Here is a 19,371-nt window from a genome sequence, read left to right on the forward strand (position 1 = left end):
AAAAATTGGAGGTAATAACAATGGAATTAAAATTAGAGAGAATTTATCAAAAGCCCCAAGATATGTCAGGATACCGAATTTTAGTAGATCGGCTGTGGCCTCGTGGTATATCTAAGGTTAATGCAAAACTAGATCTCTGGGAAAAAGAAATCGCCCCATCGAAAGAACTTCGGTCTTGGTTCAACCACGAACCGGAAAAATTCCCCGATTTTACAGATAAGTACAAGGCTGAACTTGATGCGAATGAAGCAACCGATAAATTCGTCGAATTGGTTACTGACCAACTAAAAACCCAAAACGTCATTCTTTTGTTTGGAGCTAAAGATGAGACTCATAATCAAGCAGTCGTTTTAAAGGATTACCTTAACAACAGACTTTAAAACTGCTCTTTGATTCTCTCCAGAGTCAATTCACTCGTGCTTGGAATAATCTGATTGGCTTCGTGAAGAACTTTGGCATCTCCGACTCCAACTGAGTACATCCCAGCTGCATTGATTGACTGCACCCCAACGATGCCATCATCCAATCCAATGCACTCAGTAACATCAAGGTTAAGCATTTCAGCTGCTTTTTGAAACACATCTGGGGCCGGCTTATTGTGCTTAAGCTTAGTAACATCAACAATTTGGTCAAAGTACGACTCAAGTTGGAGCTTTTTAATTTCCAACGGAGCGTTCTGGCTAGCAGAAGCAATGATCATCTTATACTCATTTCGTTTTAAATCTGCTAAAAAGTCCGCCACTCCCGGTAATATATCGCTGGGATTCATTCGCTCAAGCATTTGAAGGTATAAATCATTCTTTTCGTTAGCTAGCTGTTGCTTCTCTGAATCGGAAAATTGATTTTCGGCTTGGCCAGATGCCAAAATGGTAGTCAGAGAATCCATCCGGTCCCGCCCTTTAAGCTGTTCAGCTAAATCGGCAGTCCATGTCACCCCTACCTTATCGGCAATTTGGTGCCATGCCATCTCATGATACAGCCAAGAATCAGCAATTACGCCGTGAAGATCAAAACACCAGCCCTTAATTTTAGAAAATGAGTTCATAATATCCCCCCTAAAGCTTTTAAACTAATAATATCATGAATTTGGTTTTTGACTGGAATGATAAGGTTTAGCCAATAAAAAAAGAGCTGAGCAACGCCCAACTCCCATGGCAACAATGTTACTTAACAGCATTGAAGATCCAAGTAATTCCGTACTTATCAACAATCTGACCGTACTTATTACCACTTGATTTCTTTTCGTAAGAAACGATTACTTTGACTTCTTCCGAACCAACAACCCGTTTATACAAACTTTCAAGGTCACTAGCTTCATCAGAGCTCATATCAACTCTGAACATCAATGAAATCAGTGAAGAAATCACAGGCTTACCGAGAAAACTATCGGCGCACATGAATTCCTTCCCTAAAATCTTGAATGATCCTTGGAGGGTTAGTTCGTCAAGATCGACATCAGCGTTGAGAGCCATATCAGCTGCTTGTTTAGCAGTTGGTGACTCTCGACTAATACTATCCGCACCAAATACGCGCTCATAGTATTCCAATGCTGACTTTGTATTTTCAAATGTTAAGTATGGAACTAATTCTGTATTCATTAAGGCAGCAATCCTTACTTTCATTTTTACAAATGATAGAATACCTTTTAAAACGCTTCCTGTCAATTGCGCTTGTGATTGTTGCTATTATATCAACGTCTATGATTCACAATATAAATTTCTAGGAGGATTCACATGCAATTAGCCATTACTATTTTTGTCTTAAACGCGCTCTACATTTCCATCAATACTTTTAGAACTATGTTGGTCGTAAAGGGACACCAATTTCTTGCCCCGTTAGTCGCAGTTGTCGAAGAGTTTATTTACGTTATGGCCTTAGCTATCGCCCTACAACACATTGATAGTCCGCTTAACATAGCGGCATATGCAATTGGTTTTGGGGTCGGAATTTACGCCGGGATTGTCATTGAGGATAAAATTGCTTTAGGTTACGTAAACTTTCAAGTTACCGTTCAAATTGATCCAACCAACCCAATTCACGAACATAACGAAGAACTCCCAGAACGACTTCGTGAACTAGGATATGGAGTTACCGTCAGTCGAGCTGAAGGCCGTGCAGGTGCCCGGTTAGTATTGAGTATCTTGGCTCCAAGAAAGGCTGACCGTCGCCTGATGGAACAAATCAAAAACCTATCACCAGACGCGTTTGTGATGGTGCAGGAACCAGTTCAGCTTTCAGGTGGATTCTGGAGTAAGGAAGTTGATCGTAGGTATCATAGTGCAAATAAAAGGTAATTAGTGAGGCCATCCAGGATTACCACGGGATAACGAGAACATTATTGATAACTGAAAAAACGCGGCGGTAATTTCATTTTCTGAAATTATCACTGCGCTTTGCTTTCATCCCAATATTTGCTACACGCTGTAACCAACAGTAACTGAGGACCATTATTAATGGCCCTCAGTTACTGTTGGTTGTGCGGGGGCACTAAGACGAAATCAAAGATTTCTGTAGTGCTCCTTGTACCGCTCCCTACTCACCGTCATCCAATAGCCCCATCTTCCGTAGGTTTTCCTTAATGGCATCCACCGACTGTCGCACCTTAGGACTGTTATTTGCATTCAACTTTTTAGGCTGTTGCGACTGAACCGGTTTCTTTGATTGTGTCACTTTCGGTCTAGCTTTTGGTTTGGGCTTCGGCTTGGTTATTTCATTTTCATCAAATGAGGTTTCAACCTTTGAAGTTTGCCCCTTCTTGCCCTTCATCTTGTTCATCTGCTTGTTAAGCAGTTCATCAACAAAGACGTTGCCTTCATTACTAGCATGACCCTTTGTCCAACTATAATGTAACGATGAAAACTCACCAAGGAGTCGATCAACCTCTATCCACAACTCGCGGTTCTTAAGGGGTTCGTTTTTACCACGAGTGAATCCCTTCATCTTCCAACCACGCAGCCATCCCTTCTGGATTGCATCAAGAACGTACTTGGAATCAGAAACAATGTAAATATCATCATGATTTTTACCGTTTTCATCCAAATATTGTAAGGCTTTGATCAGTGCCATGATTTCCATTCGGTTATTAGTTGCCCCGTACTCACCGCCCGATTTAGATACCTTTTTATCAGGCATCACAATCAAATATGCCCACGCTGCCTTATCATTTGATTTCACGTGACCACCAGCAACGTTGCCATGATTTCGTGATCCACCATCTGTGTAAACAATTATTTCAGAAAGTGGCTGATTTTTTTCAATTTTTTTGGAAGATTGTTTGGAACTGTCTGAATGACCCATAAACTCACGGGCCTCAGCCTCAGTTTTGAAGCTCCTATAAACCGCGCCAGAATAACCATTGACTTGCTTTTTAGCTTCATCCCACGAGGTATAAATTCCTGGTTTAATACCTTCCTTTATTGCATAATATTTAATGAATATCACCTGCTACTCAGTAGTTTCCTACCATATTTTTTAAAAAAATCAATTATAATATTTACATCTACTTTTCAATTAGATTAAACTATGCGAAAATGTTAATAAAGGGGGCAAACCGACATGACCCAAATAGACGCCACACTCATAAGTGTTGAAGAAGCAAAGGCACTACTTAAAGACCGCTCAGATCAAATCAACGAACGCTTTCCCCAATTAAAACGTCAAGGTAAGTATATACTACCTGACTATCGGTTGACTAGGAAGCGCGAGGCTTTCAAAATTAGAAAGCACACATTCTTGCAACGGCATGCCCGTTCGTACGTTGCGTTCGATTCTGAAAACGGTCAGACTCTTTGGATGCATAACTTTTCAAGTTTGACCGAGGCACTATTCTGGCTTGATACTGGCTTAAAACCGGGAGACACCGACTCCAGTTCTTCCTATAAGCAGTGGAAAGCAAAGCACGAAGAGGACATTAACGGACTTAAAGATATCCTCAGGGAACGGTCTCGCAAGCGTAAAGCCGCAAAAGAAAAAGCAGAGAGTAAATAAATAGTTTCATCCAAGAAAACAAGACTCCGTCAGCTGAGCTCTTGTTTCTTTTTATCTGCACCCAGTTTTTGAAATTCGCCCTCAACTCTCCTACAATGAAATTAAGAGGTGACTTTTATGGATAAAGATTGGCTTGATCAACTACCAGTAAATAATATTACCCAAGTAACGCCAGTTGGTGGTGGCGACGTTAATAACGCCTACCGAATCACAACCACAGATGACACTCTATTTCTATTGACACAACCAGACCGAGAGGCCGATTTCTACATTGGTGAAATTGCCGGTTTGAAAGAGTTTGAAAAGGCTGGCATCTTTGCCCCACGAGTTTTAGATAATGGTCAAATCAACGGTGATGCTTATCTCCTGATTACGTATCTTGAGGCCGGTCGTGGGAGCCAGACTAATCTCGGTGACTTGGTAGCAAAACTACATAAATACCAAAGTAAGAACGGAAAATTTGGCTTTGACTACCCGTCAATTGGCAATGATCTCACGTTTGATAATTCATGGGTTGATTCGTGGAGTGAACTTTTTGTGAATCGCCGACTTGACCTCCTGAAGAATACCATCGTCAAAAAAGGACTTTGGCAGGAAGCAGACGTTAAAAAGTATGAGCGGGCTCGTGAAATCATCCTTGCAACTTTAGCAAATCATGAAAGTGTCCCATCACTTTTGCATGGTGATTTATGGGGTGGCAATTATATGTTCACCGATGAAGGAAAACCAGCATTGATCGATCCGTCAGCATTCTACGGCGACCGTGAATTTGACTTAGGAGTGACAACCGTATTTGGTGGCTTTGAGCCGGACTTTTACGCCGCGTACAACGCAGCTTACCCGCTGGATCCAGGAGCAAACGAACGAATTGTATTCTACCGCATGTATTACTTGATGCTTCACCTGATGAAATTTGGTTCAATGTATTATAGTGGAGCAATGGGAGCAATCAACGAAGTAATTGCTAATGGTAATAAATAAATGACGAAAAGGAGCGGGAGGCTGGGACGTAACTGAACACATTGAAAAAATGCCACGATAATTTTCATTAAAATCATCGTGGCATTTTTGCTTTTATCCAAATACTTGCCACACGCAGTAACCATCAGGACTGAGACCCATTATTCATGAATCTCAGTTACTGTTGGTTTTGCGGGGGTGGGACGACGAAAGCATCTTCGTATGCTTTCTGACCCACTCCCACTCCCTTATTTTTTCTATAATTTATATGTACTTAAGTAACACTTAAAAGACTTGCAGATTAATCAAATACATGACGATACAAATAATGCTTGTTAATACTAAAAATCGATAATATTTTTTCATTGTTAGTTGATGCCACTTGAATCCTGCCTGAGCCAAAGCCCCCGCCAGTGCAGCCAGGAGAGCAATGATAATATAAAGTAGAATCATAATCGTGTGTAGTTCTCCAATCATAATTTTATGCATACACAAAACTGAGTCTATCATAACTTTTCAAAAAAATAATTATATTCATATATGTTTCGGAATGCTTTCACAAAAAAAGAAGTCCCAATCGTAAAGTGATTAGAACTTCCAAAAATAATTGGCCAACAACAGTTGCCGAAGAACCATTTATCTAACCTTTAAAGTTATTAGTTACTTTTTTAGGCGTTGTTTCGACCAACACCTCACCATTATGAATCGAATACAGAATTTCTGACCGCTCATTAAGCGCATTATAGAAATTATCATTGTTCATAATGATACAGTTAGCGGGTTTGCCCTCTTCAATTCCGTAATGGTCGCTCACATGCATTGCCCCAGCCCCGTTAGTCGTAACTAATTGGTATGAGTTCATGATGTCGTCATAACCCATTAGGTGGCCAACGTGAAGTCCCATGTGAAGGGCATCAAGCATGTTACCATTTCCCATTGGGTACCAAGGATCCTTGATATCATCCTCACCAAACGCAACATTGATACCGGCTTCCTTTAATTCCTTAACGCGGGTCATTCCTCGGCGTTTAGGGTAGGTATCAAATCGGCCACCAAGATTAGTGTTAACCAATGGATTAGCGATGAAATTAATATGGGACATTTTCAACAATCTAAATAACTTGTATGTGTAGGCATCGTTGTATGATCCCATTGCAGTGGTATGACTAGCAGTAACTTTATCACCCATCCCAGTTTCTAACGCCAGAGTTGCAAGGGTCTCCAAGCTTCGTGACTGAGGATCATCAATTTCATCACAGTGAACATCGACTAATTTGTTCTTTTGTTGAGCGAGTTTAACTAAGAAATTCAATGATTCAACGGCATACTCGCGGGTAAACTCAAAGTGAGGAATCCCCCCAATCGCGTCAACGCCAAGGTCAGCTGCTTCAGTCATCAACTCCTTACCATTAGGAAACGACAAAATTCCTTCCTGGGGAAAGGCAACCAGCTGAAGCTCAACTTGATCTTTAACCTCTTCACGGACTTCAATCAAAGCCTTCAAAGCAGTTAGGTTAGGATCAGTAACATCAACGTGACTTCTAACAAACTGAATTCCGTTAGCAACTTGCGTCTTGATTGCTTGCTTTGCCCGCGTCTTTACGTCATCAATGGTGAGCGTCTTTTTTCGTTCACTCCAAATCCTTATGCCGTCAAATAACGTACCGGTTTGATTCCATTCGGGGTCGCCAGCCGTCATTGTGGCATCCAAATGAACATGTGGGTCAACGAATGGTGGCAATAGTAATTTATCGGTGGCGTCAATCACCTGTTCGTTTTCACTTGCCTCAATTGTTGGGGCAATTTTGACGAACTTACCATCTTCGATTTTGACGTCTTTTGTTTCACTTTCGTTTTGAATATGGACATTTTTAATTAACATAGTAGTTGGTATCCTCTCAAATGTATTCATGATAATTATATCTCAAAACGCTATTTCCGTTGGAGATATTTGGGCAGAGTGTAATAATAGTAGGTAGTTGTGGTTAATAAAACAAATTACATATATCATCAAACTAAAGGAGGCTTTACCCTTGATCAATTCCGATAAGCGGCTTGAACTACCCCGCATTCTTACTCTCGGTTTTATCGTCATTATTTTAATCGGTACATTACTACTCAGCCTCCCTGTCGCTGCTAAATCAGGGCACGCTACCAACTACCTAGACTCATTCTTCACTGCCACCTCAGCCACCTGTATCACGGGAATGACCGTTGTTAACACTGCCCTTCATTGGAGCTTGTTCGGTAAAATCGTCATCCTATCCCTAGTCGAAATTGGGGGACTGGGTTTCATGACCTTTGCCGTTCTCCTGTTTATCTTTTTGCGACGCAAAGTTGATTTAAAGACATCCCTGTTGACTCAGCAATCACTGAACCTACAGTCAGCCGCAAATATTTACGGCATCGTTAGACTAGTCGTTGTCTTTTCAATGGCTATTCAAGCCCTTGGAACCGTCTTACTTTTCGTTGATTTTTACCCCCGCTACGGTTTTTGGAAGGGATTAGGATTCAGTATTTTTCACTCCATTAGCGCCTTCTGTAATGCTGGTTTTGACCTCTACGATGATTCACTGACTAGGTTTGCCACGGATCCCTACATACTGATTGTGTTGTCACTACTAATCATTGCTGGCTCCCTTGGCTTTATCGTTTGGAAGGATATTCTCTTTTACAAGGAGGACCACCGACTGTCATTGCATACCAAACTAGCGTTAACCACCTATCTTGGTTTAGTAGTCATTAGTTTCTTCGTCTATTTAATAACCGAACGAAACTTTGCTGACCAGCACGGTTTGACAACCTTTCAGCGGATCGTCGACACCTACTTTATCTCGGTCACACCAAGAACCGCCGGCTTTTATATCTTTGATTACCATTCATTTTCTGATGCCGGAGTCCTATTTACCGTTGTCTTAATGTTCATCGGGGGAACTCCTGGTTCAACTGCTGGTGGGGTTAAAACAACTACTGTCGGCATTCTGTTGATCAAGGTGTGGTCCATTCTGCGTGGTCACCGAGACGCAACCTTCATGGGCCGCCGATTCTCAGATGATAACGTCAATCGTTCGCTGACCCTTGGATTTCTGGTTACCGTGGTATTGGTAATTGCCTGTTTAGCGTTACTCATTACCGAATCGGTACCGCGGCATATGGGACTGGAATACGTATTTTTCGACGTTGTCTCCGCATTCGGAACGACCGGATTGTCCCTTGGATTGATTCCAAAGCTCACGGTAATTGGCAAACTAATATTCTGTGTTTTAATGTTCATGGGCAGAGTTGGTATCTTTACCGTTATGTACTCAGTTTTGAATTCAACTAACAATGACGATGAGTTTAGATACCCAGAAGAAAACGTAATGATTGGTTAGGTGATTTAATAATGAAAAAGAATTATGCAGTGATTGGCCTTGGCCGGTTCGGTAGTAACGTCTTAACGACCCTTATCGACCACGGCCAGGATGTCTTGGCAATCGACGAGAAAGAATCAGCCGTTGAGCAGTGTCGGGACATTGCAACCCAAGCGGTTGTGGCGGATGCCCAAAACGAAACTGCCCTTCGCCAGCTCGACATCGGTAGCTTTGATAATGTCTTTATCGCAATCGCAACCGATATTGAAGCCAGCGTGATGGCAACGATGATTTGTAAGGAGCTTGGCGTAAAAAAAGTGATCTGTAAGGCAGAAAATCCTCGGCACGCTAAAGTTCTCAAGCGACTTGGTGCGGATGAGGTCATCCAACCAGAACGAGATATGGCCCGAAGAATCGCTCTCCACACCATGGATCCAAAGATTATCGGTGATTTAAAGCTATCTGGAACATTGTCAGTTGCTGAATTAAAACTGACGAATGATGATATTGCCGAAAAATCGTTGAGTGAGCTGGATGTAACCAATAAGTACGGGGTAACGCTAATTGCCGTTTCGAGAGCTGACAATAGTGATACGTTTGTAGCGAAAAACGATACGGTATTGCACGACAACGATATCATTACGATTATTGGTAATGAGGAGGACGTCCAGGCATTTGAAAAGTTGGCAACAAAGGAATAACAATAAAAAGGCAGGAAGTATAACTGGAAGCATCCGAAGATGCCTTCTGTTCCACTCCCTGCTTTTTTTGATACTTTCTATTTCACAGTCAACTAGCTAGCTAACTTCTTTGTTCCCACTACCAAACCTGACAACCACACCGCAACTGCCAAAATAACACCTAGTAAAATCGTTGTTCCGAGAACAAAATCAAATCGTTGGAGCCAAGTGTAGCCGAAGAATCCAATCACCCACCAGCAAAAGTTCAACCATACTGGTAGTTTTTTATGAAGAATCAAGATACTTACGAACAAAATACTAAATAGTGGCGTAAAGGCGGCCCCAATCGCATACAAGAAATTTTGATAATATGCCATTGAAACGAAAAGGGCTATCACAAGACCAACTATGGTCACCCCAATTCCAATCAAATTGACGTGGCCCTTTTTGATAATGTTATCGATATTGGTGGCCGCCGAGTATGCATCCATAAACGTTGTGGTAACCGTCGAAAAGACAATAACTAGCAGAGCAATCATCCCTACATTCGTCGCCGCTAATACAGCATTAAAGTCCGTTTGGCCTGACACAATGACGGTAAAGAACCCAATCAAAAACATTGCGGTACTACCTAAGAAGTAACCCACCACGCTGACAAAACTTATCTTTACAGAATTACCATTTTGCTTTGTATAGTCACCAATCAACGGCAACCACGAGAGAGCCATCGTGACGTTAAGTTCAACCGCACTACCAAACGTCATCTTTCCCAGATTAACGCTAGTATGGCTAGCCCCATGATTGATAATCGCCCAAACCACGATCAGCATTCCAATCGCCAATAAGATCACAACAATATTATTTATCTTAAACAACCACTCATGATCAAATATTAACCACACAACTATCAGAGCAGCAACAATAACCGACATCACGATAACTGACTGATAGTTAAACACCTTCTTTGAAATAGCGTTCATTGCTAGCTGGGCGTTAACAATCATCACCGCAGTCCAACCTAATAACTGAATCGCGTTTAGCCCAGAAAACAGAGTGACTCCCCACTTACCAAACACTGATTCAGTGACAGCAATCGCTGTCTGATTTTGCTTTGCAGACAAGTACCCGGCCGGAAATAGAAATAAGAAACAACCAATAACGTGACCAAGAATAATTGCAGTGATTCCCTTACCAACTCCCAGAGGGGCTACTAATGTTCCAGTGACAATCTCAGCAATTGAAATTGCCGCCCCAAGCCAGAGTAAAAATAGGCCACTCAACTTAGACTTTTGCATAATTTCCTCCAAACGACACAAAAACACCCTCTCATTAAGTCGAGCTTGATGAAAGGGTGTTCGTAATTTTACAGGGCACTTTCCTTCGCAAGTCTTAACTTAACAGGTTCAAAGGGACCAGACGAAGTCTATCTCAGCCGAGGGCGCCCCTAGTGTCGAAATATTTAGTTTGTATATTTTATACTGTAAGGTATTTAAAGCTGATTGTAAATAATTCGCTTACTTTTTGAAGACTAGCACTATTTTTCTGTCCATCTCCAAACAAAAAGCGCCCCTTCACAGGGACGCCTAAAAACAATCTGGCCAAAGAGCTATTACTTAGCTGGCTTTGACTTCAAGAATTTTTGTAAATCAGCAATTTGCTTGTTACGTTTTTGGTCGTTCTTCTTGTTGATTGGACGACGGCCTTGGACACCGTTTGGATGACAAATACGCATAGTGTAATACCTCTCCTTACAAAACTTTTTACATTTTCTAAATTCCAATAGACTTTGTTATTATAATACAAATCATTGTCAGAAATCAAATTAAAAAATATTTGCTAAAAAATAGCGATTCTATGGTATCTTAGAGTCAAAATTAAAATTTCATGAGGTGAAGATTATAATGGCAAATGAATTTCCCCAAGCTCTAACAATTGCAGGTTCCGATAGTGACGGAAGTGCTGGTATGCAAGCAGACCTGCACACATTCTTCAGACGCAAGGTCTACGGTGCATCAGTTTTAACCGCGTGCGTGGCAGGAAATAGTTACGGAATCCATGACGCCGTTAACCTACCTACATCATTCATAGATACCGAGTTCAAAGCCCTCGCCGACGACTATCAGATTAGGGCAAGTAAAACGGGAATGCTCTCTGATTCTGAGTTAATTCACACCGTGGTTAAAAACTACAAGCAATATGATTTTGGGCCGCTAGTCGTGGATCCCGTTATCACCACCAAGCACGGTAACGTATTACTCGAACAAAGTGCCTACCAGACGCTCAGAGACGAATTGATCCCATTAGCAACCGTAATTACCCCAAACTTTTTTGAGGCTCAGAAACTGGCTGAAATGGATATTGATGGCCGCGATGATATGGTCACCGCAGCTAAAAAGCTCGTCTCACTTGGCGCCAAAAACGTCGTGGTTAAAGGACCCCAACGGCAAGAAAACCAGACTACTTCCGTTGATTACATTTTACTTGAAGATGGTGAGGGATTCTTCCTTGAAGAACCATACCATGATACATCAAGGGTTAACGGTACTGGTGACAGTCTATCAGCATGTATCGCTGCCGAACTAGCTAAGGGTAACGACGTTAAATCGGCAATTAAAATTGCCAAGTCATTCGTCAATACAGCCATTGAGAATGAGATTATGGTTGGCCACAAGTTTGGCCCCATCAATCACTGGGCTCCAAAGGACTAATCACCACTTGCCAGGATTCCACATTCGCCCATCAAGCTCTCCTTCAGCCTGTTCAATCCGTTTTGACTGTTCTGATGCAATCTTCCCAGCCTGACGGAGAATAGATTTATTAACAAACGAGACCTGTTGGGATTCCAATTCTTTTAATTGAGATAAAAGCCAAGCTAGATTCTCATCTTCCATGCTTATTCCTCCTCGTCCCTCATTAACTTAATATTTTCCTTTAGGTCATCGATTTGGTCTCGCCTAGTTTCAAGTACGCTAGCAATCAAATCGGTGGCCTTTTTATTGTCAGCAGATTCAGAACCGATTGTCGTCAGTTTATCTAATAACCATTCTGTCCGACTCTCTAAAGATAGGGGCATTCTAGCCTCAAGATACATTAAGTACTGGGCAACCAAGTCACTTTTTTGATTTTCATCCATATACGCAAACTGATCAACAACCATCACAGGCAAAAACTTCATCTGAGCTTTGTGAGCAAATGCCCGGTATGGCGCCATCAATTCAGAAATCGTAAATTGCTCGCTACCACCAGCCTGATACTGAGAAAGAGCGTCACCGATACTGACAACGACGCCCAACTCCTTTCCCTTCAATTGTTCTTGGGATATTGCAAACTTCCTAGTAATTACGTCCGTAATGTAACGGGATAAACTTCCTGGAGCTTGATACCAATAAAGTGGGAATTGAAAAATTATTCTGTCTGCTTTTTTAAGTTCATCTTGCTCAGTAACTATATCTAATTTGTTATAGTCATAAAGGTCGTCGATAACTTTACGCCTAACGTTTGTCACATTTTGTGCAACCGTTTTAAAAAACTGCTGTTGTGCAGAATTTTTTATTTCGGGGTGAGATACTAATATGACGGTTTTTATCAAGGGTTCACCTTCTCGTTTAGTAATGAAACTGTTTACATTTCGTGGTCAGATAGTGTACACTCACTACTATAGTAACTATAAAAAAGGGGAACGAATATGGCAACAGTTAACACTCATTCGTCGCTAAAACCCGATGGTGCCCAAAGTTTAAATACGGCTAGGGATCATAGTTTTACTGCCGACGAACCAAAGCAATTTCACGGAACAGATGAAGGTCCAACCCCAGTCGAGTACCTTCTATCTTCAATTGGCGCATGTTTAATTGTAAGCGCTAAATCAGTTGCTCGTCATACCAAAGACATGGAACTACAAAAATTCGAAGTCGATGTTACCGGTGAGACACAGGGATTTCCAGACAAATCGTCTAAGATTGTCAGCGCCCTGATCAAAATTGATTGTGATACTAACCTGAACAAACCAGATCAACAAAAATTTATAGAGGAAACTATTCATCGTTGTACTATTCATAACACACTTGAAAATGCGTTTGAAATGACGATTGAAATCGAGTAGCCAGGAAGAGAGTGAAAATTTGAATAACGAAAAGGAGAGTGCGCTGACCGCTATGAACACCAATGGAAGAAGCAAATTAACCGCACTTTTATATAAAACACTAATGTCATTTGTCGGAGTCCTCGTATTGTCGATGGGAGAAAGCTTTATGCTGGCTGCCAACATGGGAATGGACCCATTCACCTCCGCAAACCTAGGTGGGAGTTCACTACTCCACATGGGATTAGGAAACTTTCAGCTGATGGTCAATTTTGTTATCTTCATCTTTGTCCTGTTTTCTGATCGGCATATGATCGGAATCGGTACCGTTATCAACATGGTTTTGGTTGGTTACGAAATTCAATGGTTCAGTGCAATTCGCCAATCCCTGTTCGGAACGGCGAACAGTCTAACCCTTCAAATCATCAACGCTGTCATTGGACTAATAATCTTCACTTATGGCGCTTCAATGTACATGACTGCTAACGTCGGGGTTGCTCCTTATGATGGGGTCGCACCAATCATCTCTCGCTGGACCCACTTGCGTTACCGAGTTGTCAGAGTCATTCAAGATATCATCGTAATGGGTCTCGCTTACTTAGTCGGCGGACCATTCGGAATCTTAACATTTATCGTTGCCTTCTGTACCGGTCCACTAATTGAATTTTGGACAGATAAAGTGAACCAGAAGATTTACAACTTGATTTAAATTATTTTTATCAAAAGTGAGACAGAAAACTTAGCTGTTTTCTGATCTTGCTTTTTTACTTGGTCAGCTTTTTATCGGCTATTTGGCTGAGAAAACCATATGTAAACCCTATTACCAAAATAAATATTTATTTATGGTCGTTATTAATTGACATTAGTCGGTCCGATTGGTATATTATAGTCAATGTGATTTAGGTTTCGAGTTTTAAGGTAAAGGTACTTGTTTTATAGTTTTATGAAATAACTTCCTTGAATTATGTTCGACTAGATGCATTAAAATTTTATTTCGCGCAATGCGCAAGGAGGTTTCATATATTATGAAACAAGGTACTGTTAAATGGTTCAACGCTGATAAAGGTTATGGCTTCATTACTACTGACGATGGTGACGTATTCGTTCACTTCTCAGCTATCCAAAAGGACGGCTTCAAGTCATTAGACGAAGGCCAAAAAGTTACTCTTGACGTTGAAGACAGCGACCGTGGACCACAAGCTGCTAACGTTAACGTTGTTGAAGGTTAATTTTAACTTTCTTCACGGAACCAGTGAGAAATCACTGGTTTTTTTGTGCCCAAAATTCTGATCCAAACAGATTTCTTGAATAATCGCATCAACAGAAAAGTTCCACTACAGATTTCATAGCATCTGCAGTGGAACTTTTTTCTAACCATTTACTCGCCTAATTACTTTCCGCCACTGTTTGCTTATCATCAGCAACGACCGAGTTAACAAAGGCTTCAACATCAAACCGTTTTGAGAATTCTGCTAAGTGAACCAAATTTCTCAAAAAATCGTGGGTCTTAGCTTCGTAATTATATTTAGTACCTAATTCATAGATATAACCATTGATGTAATCAACCTCAGTTGGTCGATTTTTTGACATATCTTGATACATTGATGGGAAGTGAAGAGGATTACCAACTTCACTAACAAACCGAATCGATTCCATTTCCTCATCCCTAGTGTTCAGCAATGTGATCCCTGCTCGTTCACAGACATCGAACGCTTCATCCACAAGTTGACGACCTAGTTTTTCAGCAACTGGTGACTGGATGTACTCCCCCATTCTGATTTCAAACATTGTACATAGAGTGTTAATAACCGAATTAAAAACGACTTTTGCCATTAATGTTCCCAAGAAATTAGTGGTGAGATTTGGGTTTAAGTTGGCTGACTGAAATTCGTCAACGATCTTATGAGTCATTTCGTCAGGCTTTTCAGTTTCATTCGCAATGTTCATTGAACCTGCACCCTTTTTACCAATGAAATCTACATCACCAGGTCCGTTTAAAACAGTTCCGATTAGTGCCGTTCCACCCAGAACTTTTTCCTTAGCAAAGTACTCATTCAACTTTTCAATATGATCCATTCCATTCATACACGACACGACATACTGACGATCATTAAAGAATCGCGAGCAGCGTTCCAACATATCCGCTAACCCATACTGCTTAGTAAACACGATCAGCACATCTGGGTCACCTTGATATTCCTCTGGAAAGTAAATATTGACTGGTACCAACTGCTTGTTCTGACCATCTCGAGAAACATAAACTCCGTTTTGCTCCCGAATTGTATTTACTTGGGGCTCCCATGTATCAACAAAGTCCACATCGTACCCCGCTTGTTGTAGCAATACTCCATAGCGTAAACCCATTGCTCCTGCACCTAATACCGTATACTTCATAATAATTACTTCCCTTCTCTGTCTAAAATTAAAAATGCCATTAAAAAAGCCGTCCTTTAAATAAAGGACGACTTAAGAGCCGCGGTACCACCTTAATAAGCACATTAGCGTGCTCACTCAATTACGTTTTAACGGACATTCCCGAAGTTAGCTAACCTCCAGGGCTCACCAACTTAGTATAAATTATGAACCCTATCCAAAGTGACTTCTCACTGGTTCTCACCAACTCCAGCTCTCTATGAAGAAATCTCAAATTCCTTGATTCATGTTGATAGGGAGTATTATGAGAGCATGATTAGAATATGTCAACACCTATTTAATAATTATTTTTCTTTTTTACTTGCCATTGGTTAAAGAATCAAAGATAAACGCTGACAACTCGTCGTTATCGACGTTTTCAAATCCAGCTTTTTTAACTGCTTTTTTAATTTTTCTTTCACTAACCTTTTCATCTACCAGCGCGTTTTCTAATTCTTTTCGGTCCCCACCGAGATTGAAAAATGGATTAAGTTTAAAATGGGCTACTTTATCATCAATAATTGAAAAATTAAGTCCAATTGTCCCAGCCGCAAAATCACGATCAAAGTAATTATAGTAACCAGGATTCTTCCCGTAATTCCACTCATCAGTACCATAAGTTTCCTCGATCCGTTTATCTATTACAGCCCAATCTTCAGCTGTCATATGGTAAACTTCGATATCGTCAAGGGAATCAACCTTAAATATTCGTTTGAGAAGGTAATCCCAGAATTCTGACAAACTCATATTATCCGGTAAATACTCCTTCAAGTTAATGATGGGGCTTCGCCGAGACTTAACTCCAAGAGCCTTCGCTTTTTCGCTTTGATCTTCAGTCAAGACATGCTTAGCATTTTCGATATTCAAATCATACATAATTGTCCCACCAGCCGCTAAGCTAGTCCCGTTCTTAAACATCGTCATCCCAGAAAATTTCTTATCCTGAAAAATTAAGTCACTGCTGTTTTCCTTCATCTTGACATCAACACCCAGAGATTGGATGGCATCGAGAACTGGTTTGGCAAAATATTCATAATTCCCAAATTCACTGTCATCATCCACCAAAATATTTTCAAACACTAGGTTTCCCTGATCATGGTAAACAGCTCCACCACCGGAGGTCCGGCGAACAAGTTGAATATCATTTTGGTGGAGATAATCCATATCCACCTCTGCCCAAGCATTTTGATTTTTTCCAATGATAACCGATGGCTGATTAATATACATCATAAATCCGTGACCCGGCAATTTTTTATCGTTAACAAAATAATTATCCAATGACTGATTAACAATTGCATCGTAGACCGGTTGACCATTTCTTGACGTATCGATTAAGTACATTTAAACCGCCCCCTACTTACTTTTTATATCTAACTCCCATTATACGGTATAATGGAGTTAAAAGCGTGAGGGGGAAACACAATGGCTACACAATCATTCTGGAGCAAGCTAAAGAGTCTATTCTCTGGCTCAGGTAACTCTACCCAACCCGACTATCAAAACCCAGAGGTGAAAAATGGCATTTGGTACGCGAAAGCAGCCGATGGCACCTACTTATTGGGAATTGATTCGTCCGTTTATGATCAAATTGGCAAAATTACGTTCGCTGACTTTCCGTCAAACTACAAGGAACTGGCAGAAGATGACGACCTTCTAGATATTGAAGGGGATAAATCAGTCGAAACATTGAAGTCCCCAATTGCCGGGAAGGTAATTGAGCTTAACCATGAACTCGGAGCAGATGTTGATCGATTAAATCATCCTGATCCAAAAATTAACTGGATTGCAAAAGTCCAAGCATAGAAAAGAGCTAGCAGTTGGAATTAACCATTTTTAATTCCGCTGACTAGCTCTTTTTAGTTTTCTGGATCTGGTTTGGCGGTAGCAACTTTCAACGCTTCATCACTAACAAAGCTAGTGGTAAATCTTTGGAGTGGTGTAAACCCATGACGTTTATTAAACGGTACTGGATAATATCTAACCACCGCAACCATCAGATTGTTTTCGGTAATAAAGACCTGTCCTGGTCGTTTAAACTTTCCCTTGGTATGTTTACCAGTCCGCCAGTTATGGAGCTTAAAATCACCATCATCATCTAGTTTGATTTGGTAGTTTCCCGAACCGTCCTCGACAATTGGAACTCCGACATACTGATTTACTTCATATTTGCCCTTCATTTTGGCCCTCCAACTTAGTTTGAATAATTAAAGAAGAATATAGAACATTTTGTGAAGTTTAAGATTTTCTAATGATAACCATAATAGAATAGGTGCAACAAAGGAGTGAGGAATATGGATAAAATTAAAATCGTCACTGACTCGGCCGTCCAACTGCCTCATGAACAATTAGACGCCCTAAACGTACAATGTATTGATCTGCCAGTATCAATCAACGGTAAACAGATTGGTTCAGTCATGGAAATGACCTCAGCTAAGTTTTGCCACCTTATGACCAGATGTGATTCAAAACCTGAAATTGGCGAGGTATCGCCATCCTGTTTGACGTCCCTATACAACGAGTTAGGAGCAGACGGCAGTATCGTCCTCTCTCTGCACTTAAGCAGTCAGATTACAAATACCTATTATAATGCAAAACAAGCTGCCGCTAAAGCCTCTACGGACGTTTTAGTGGTCGACAGTTGTGCCTCTGCCGTTGGATTAGAGTTTCAAGTCCTTAAAGCCGCCCAAATGGCTAAGCAAGGAGCAGACTCCAACCAAATATTAACTGAACTAGAAAACACTAGGAACCACACCAAGACATTCTTCTCAGTAACTAATAATTGTCAGCTTATCAGTAATCGAATAATCAATAAATTCATTGGTACAATTGAGGACAAGCTAAAAACTAGCTACGTTCTCCAATTTGAAAACAACTGCGTAAACCTTATCGAAAGAAGTCGTCAATCAGACGTTATCAGTAATTTTTGGGTTGAAAAGCTTGAAAACCTCCATCGTGAAAAAATCGTCAAGCTAACTGTCATCCACTCTGGTGAACCTTCCCTAGCCAAAAAGCTCAAGGAAATTATTCAGCGTGAATTTCCATTTGTCCCCGTTTCAATTGATCAAACCAAACCAGAATTAACTAGTTACATTGGCCCCGAGTCAACTGGAATCACTTACCTAACTGGTTAGAAAAAGGTGGGAGCGGGGGTGGGACGACGTGGTTGGGACATAACTAGGTAAATCGAAAAAAAGTAGCGATAAATTGAAGTGCCCCATAATTGTTAGACAAATCTAACAATTATGGGGCACTTTTTATGACGAAATATTCAGAAAAATTAAAGATAAGGGTAGTCAAGGATTATTTACAAGGTGTTTATTCATACAATGATCTAAAGGAAAAGTATCAAATTTCCTCAACCCGGCAAATTCATGAATGGGTAAGTATGGCAAAAGCAAATGGATTAGAAGCTCTTCGATATAATGATAGACATAAAACATATTCTCCTGAATTTAAACTGACCGTGGTAGACTATTACAAAGCAAATGGATTAAGTTTTATCGATGTTGCCACACACTTTAATATCAGTCCTTCTCAAGTGTTTGATTGGAACCGCCGGTTCAATCAAGATGGCATTGGTGGATTAAGATCCAAAACCAAAGGAAGACAGCCAATGAAAAAGAAAAAAACTGTTAGACGGCCAAAACTGGGCCTCTCAGAAAAAGATAAATATGAAGAAGAAATTTTAAATCTAAAAGAAGAACTTTATCACACTAAACAATCTAAGATTAGATCTAGATAGAGATGATTAACTTCATCCTCTATCTAGATTTTTTTAGTTACACTGAAGATGAACTTTAAGACCGAGCATGCTCCCTTGGACCTAGAGTCCCCAATTTAAAATGGTCTTCGTTATCTTCACAGCTTTAACCTGATTTAAGATTGATGACCTTCGAGG

General features: G+C 40.7%; 24 protein-coding genes and 1 riboswitch. Of the genes, 13 read left to right on the forward strand and 11 right to left on the reverse strand.

Annotated elements, in window-relative coordinates; translation table 11 throughout:
• The first annotated feature begins 20 nt into the window (after positions 1 to 20).
• Positions 21 to 380, forward strand: a complete 360-nt coding sequence (locus QOW94_RS04410; protein ID WP_283678984.1) for a DUF488 domain-containing protein — start codon at positions 21 to 23, stop codon at positions 378 to 380.
• Here the strand turns inward: QOW94_RS04410 and pgmB are convergent.
• Both pgmB and QOW94_RS04420 read right to left on the reverse strand, forming a co-directional pair.
• Positions 377 to 1,045, reverse strand: coding sequence for a beta-phosphoglucomutase (gene pgmB / locus QOW94_RS04415; RefSeq protein ID WP_283678986.1), 669 nt, complete (start codon positions 1,043 to 1,045; stop codon positions 377 to 379). The two genes, QOW94_RS04410 and pgmB, sit on opposite strands and share 4 nt — an antisense overlap.
• A gap of 118 nt (positions 1,046 to 1,163) precedes the next feature.
• Positions 1,164 to 1,598 (reverse strand): VOC family protein, encoded by a 435-nt coding sequence (locus tag QOW94_RS04420; RefSeq protein WP_283678988.1) that lies wholly within the window; start codon positions 1,596 to 1,598, stop codon positions 1,164 to 1,166.
• 135 nt (positions 1,599 to 1,733) lie between these two features.
• Between QOW94_RS04420 and QOW94_RS04425 the strand changes: the two genes are divergently transcribed.
• Positions 1,734 to 2,294, forward strand: a complete 561-nt coding sequence (locus tag QOW94_RS04425) for a DUF2179 domain-containing protein (RefSeq protein ID WP_283678989.1) — start codon at positions 1,734 to 1,736, stop codon at positions 2,292 to 2,294.
• A 238-nt stretch (positions 2,295 to 2,532) separates the two neighbouring features.
• Here QOW94_RS04425 and QOW94_RS04430 read toward each other — a convergent pair whose 3' ends face one another.
• Positions 2,533 to 3,432, reverse strand: coding sequence for a ribonuclease H family protein (locus QOW94_RS04430; protein WP_502867240.1), 900 nt, complete (start codon positions 3,430 to 3,432; stop codon positions 2,533 to 2,535).
• A 123-nt stretch (positions 3,433 to 3,555) separates the two neighbouring features.
• Between QOW94_RS04430 and QOW94_RS04435 the strand changes: the two genes are divergently transcribed.
• Both QOW94_RS04435 and QOW94_RS04440 read left to right on the forward strand, forming a co-directional pair.
• Complete coding sequence (locus QOW94_RS04435; RefSeq protein WP_283678991.1) at positions 3,556 to 3,987, forward strand: hypothetical protein; 432 nt, start codon at positions 3,556 to 3,558, stop codon at positions 3,985 to 3,987.
• A gap of 117 nt (positions 3,988 to 4,104) precedes the next feature.
• Positions 4,105 to 4,968: a fructosamine kinase family protein gene (locus QOW94_RS04440; RefSeq protein WP_283678993.1), complete on the forward strand. Its 864-nt coding sequence runs from the start codon at positions 4,105 to 4,107 to the stop codon at positions 4,966 to 4,968.
• A gap of 619 nt (positions 4,969 to 5,587) precedes the next feature.
• Here the strand turns inward: QOW94_RS04440 and codA are convergent.
• Positions 5,588 to 6,829, reverse strand: a complete 1,242-nt coding sequence (codA, locus tag QOW94_RS04445; protein WP_283678994.1) for a cytosine deaminase — start codon at positions 6,827 to 6,829, stop codon at positions 5,588 to 5,590.
• Positions 6,830 to 6,980: 151 nt separating this feature from the next.
• Between codA and QOW94_RS04450 the strand changes: the two genes are divergently transcribed.
• Both QOW94_RS04450 and QOW94_RS04455 read left to right on the forward strand, forming a co-directional pair.
• A complete protein-coding gene (locus QOW94_RS04450; protein ID WP_502867238.1) occupies positions 6,981 to 8,321 on the forward strand; it encodes a TrkH family potassium uptake protein in 1,341 nt (446 codons plus the stop codon).
• 11 nt (positions 8,322 to 8,332) lie between these two features.
• A complete protein-coding gene (locus QOW94_RS04455) occupies positions 8,333 to 9,001 on the forward strand; it encodes a potassium channel family protein (RefSeq protein ID WP_283678995.1) in 669 nt (222 codons plus the stop codon).
• Positions 9,002 to 9,093: 92 nt separating this feature from the next.
• Here the strand turns inward: QOW94_RS04455 and cytX are convergent, their stop codons facing one another.
• Together cytX and QOW94_RS04465 are read right to left on the reverse strand one after the other, a co-directional pair.
• Complete coding sequence (gene cytX / locus QOW94_RS04460) at positions 9,094 to 10,275, reverse strand: putative hydroxymethylpyrimidine transporter CytX (protein WP_283678997.1); 1,182 nt, start codon at positions 10,273 to 10,275, stop codon at positions 9,094 to 9,096.
• Positions 10,276 to 10,338: 63 nt separating this feature from the next.
• Positions 10,339 to 10,436, reverse strand: a riboswitch (TPP riboswitch).
• Positions 10,437 to 10,589: 153 nt separating this feature from the next.
• Positions 10,590 to 10,712, reverse strand: coding sequence for a hypothetical protein (locus QOW94_RS04465; protein ID WP_283678999.1), 123 nt, complete (start codon positions 10,710 to 10,712; stop codon positions 10,590 to 10,592).
• A gap of 169 nt (positions 10,713 to 10,881) precedes the next feature.
• Here QOW94_RS04465 and thiD point away from each other — a divergent pair, with 169 nt between their 5' ends.
• Positions 10,882 to 11,688, forward strand: a complete 807-nt coding sequence (gene thiD, locus QOW94_RS04470; RefSeq protein ID WP_283679001.1) for a bifunctional hydroxymethylpyrimidine kinase/phosphomethylpyrimidine kinase — start codon at positions 10,882 to 10,884, stop codon at positions 11,686 to 11,688.
• On the opposite strand, the gene QOW94_RS04475 is transcribed toward thiD, so the two are convergent.
• Entirely contained in the window at positions 11,689 to 11,871 is a 183-nt protein-coding gene (locus tag QOW94_RS04475) for a hypothetical protein (RefSeq protein WP_283679003.1), read from the reverse strand.
• A 2-nt stretch (positions 11,872 to 11,873) separates the two neighbouring features.
• Positions 11,874 to 12,569, reverse strand: a complete 696-nt coding sequence (locus QOW94_RS04480; RefSeq protein ID WP_283679005.1) for an NAD(P)H-dependent oxidoreductase — start codon at positions 12,567 to 12,569, stop codon at positions 11,874 to 11,876.
• 96 nt (positions 12,570 to 12,665) lie between these two features.
• On the opposite strand from QOW94_RS04480, the gene QOW94_RS04485 reads away from it, so the two are divergent.
• From QOW94_RS04485 to QOW94_RS04495, 3 genes are all read left to right on the forward strand, one after another.
• Positions 12,666 to 13,082: an OsmC family protein gene (locus QOW94_RS04485; protein WP_283679007.1), complete on the forward strand. Its 417-nt coding sequence runs from the start codon at positions 12,666 to 12,668 to the stop codon at positions 13,080 to 13,082.
• A 19-nt stretch (positions 13,083 to 13,101) separates the two neighbouring features.
• The gene (locus QOW94_RS04490; RefSeq protein WP_283679009.1) at positions 13,102 to 13,770 is read left to right on the forward strand and encodes a YczE/YyaS/YitT family protein; all 669 of its coding nucleotides are present in this window, start codon (positions 13,102 to 13,104) and stop codon (positions 13,768 to 13,770) included.
• 316 nt (positions 13,771 to 14,086) lie between these two features.
• The gene (locus QOW94_RS04495) at positions 14,087 to 14,290 is read left to right on the forward strand and encodes a cold-shock protein (protein ID WP_283679010.1); all 204 of its coding nucleotides are present in this window, start codon (positions 14,087 to 14,089) and stop codon (positions 14,288 to 14,290) included.
• A 157-nt stretch (positions 14,291 to 14,447) separates the two neighbouring features.
• On the opposite strand, the gene QOW94_RS04500 is transcribed toward QOW94_RS04495, so the two are convergent.
• Both QOW94_RS04500 and lplA read right to left on the reverse strand, forming a co-directional pair.
• Positions 14,448 to 15,455 carry a ketopantoate reductase family protein gene (locus QOW94_RS04500; RefSeq protein WP_283679012.1) on the reverse strand — a complete coding sequence of 336 codons (1,008 nt, stop codon included), beginning with the start codon at positions 15,453 to 15,455 and terminating at the stop codon, positions 14,448 to 14,450.
• Positions 15,456 to 15,791: 336 nt separating this feature from the next.
• Positions 15,792 to 16,814, reverse strand: coding sequence for a lipoate--protein ligase (gene lplA / locus QOW94_RS04505; RefSeq protein ID WP_283679014.1), 1,023 nt, complete (start codon positions 16,812 to 16,814; stop codon positions 15,792 to 15,794).
• Positions 16,815 to 16,895: 81 nt separating this feature from the next.
• On the opposite strand from lplA, the gene QOW94_RS04510 reads away from it, so the two are divergent.
• Positions 16,896 to 17,276 (forward strand): glycine cleavage system H family protein, encoded by a 381-nt coding sequence (locus tag QOW94_RS04510; RefSeq protein WP_283679015.1) that lies wholly within the window; start codon positions 16,896 to 16,898, stop codon positions 17,274 to 17,276.
• 53 nt (positions 17,277 to 17,329) lie between these two features.
• Here QOW94_RS04510 and QOW94_RS04515 read toward each other — a convergent pair whose 3' ends face one another.
• Entirely contained in the window at positions 17,330 to 17,650 is a 321-nt protein-coding gene (locus QOW94_RS04515; RefSeq protein WP_283679016.1) for a DUF7671 family protein, read from the reverse strand.
• A gap of 114 nt (positions 17,651 to 17,764) precedes the next feature.
• On the opposite strand from QOW94_RS04515, the gene QOW94_RS04520 reads away from it, so the two are divergent.
• Together QOW94_RS04520 and QOW94_RS04525 are read left to right on the forward strand one after the other, a co-directional pair.
• Positions 17,765 to 18,604: a DegV family protein gene (locus tag QOW94_RS04520; protein ID WP_283679021.1), complete on the forward strand. Its 840-nt coding sequence runs from the start codon at positions 17,765 to 17,767 to the stop codon at positions 18,602 to 18,604.
• Positions 18,605 to 18,729: 125 nt separating this feature from the next.
• Complete coding sequence (locus tag QOW94_RS04525; protein WP_283679027.1) at positions 18,730 to 19,215, forward strand: helix-turn-helix domain-containing protein; 486 nt, start codon at positions 18,730 to 18,732, stop codon at positions 19,213 to 19,215.
• Positions 19,216 to 19,371: the final 156 nt, after the last annotated feature.

Source organism: Lentilactobacillus sp. Marseille-Q4993, from assembly GCF_951230165.1.
Lineage (GTDB): Bacteria > Bacillota > Bacilli > Lactobacillales > Lactobacillaceae > Lentilactobacillus.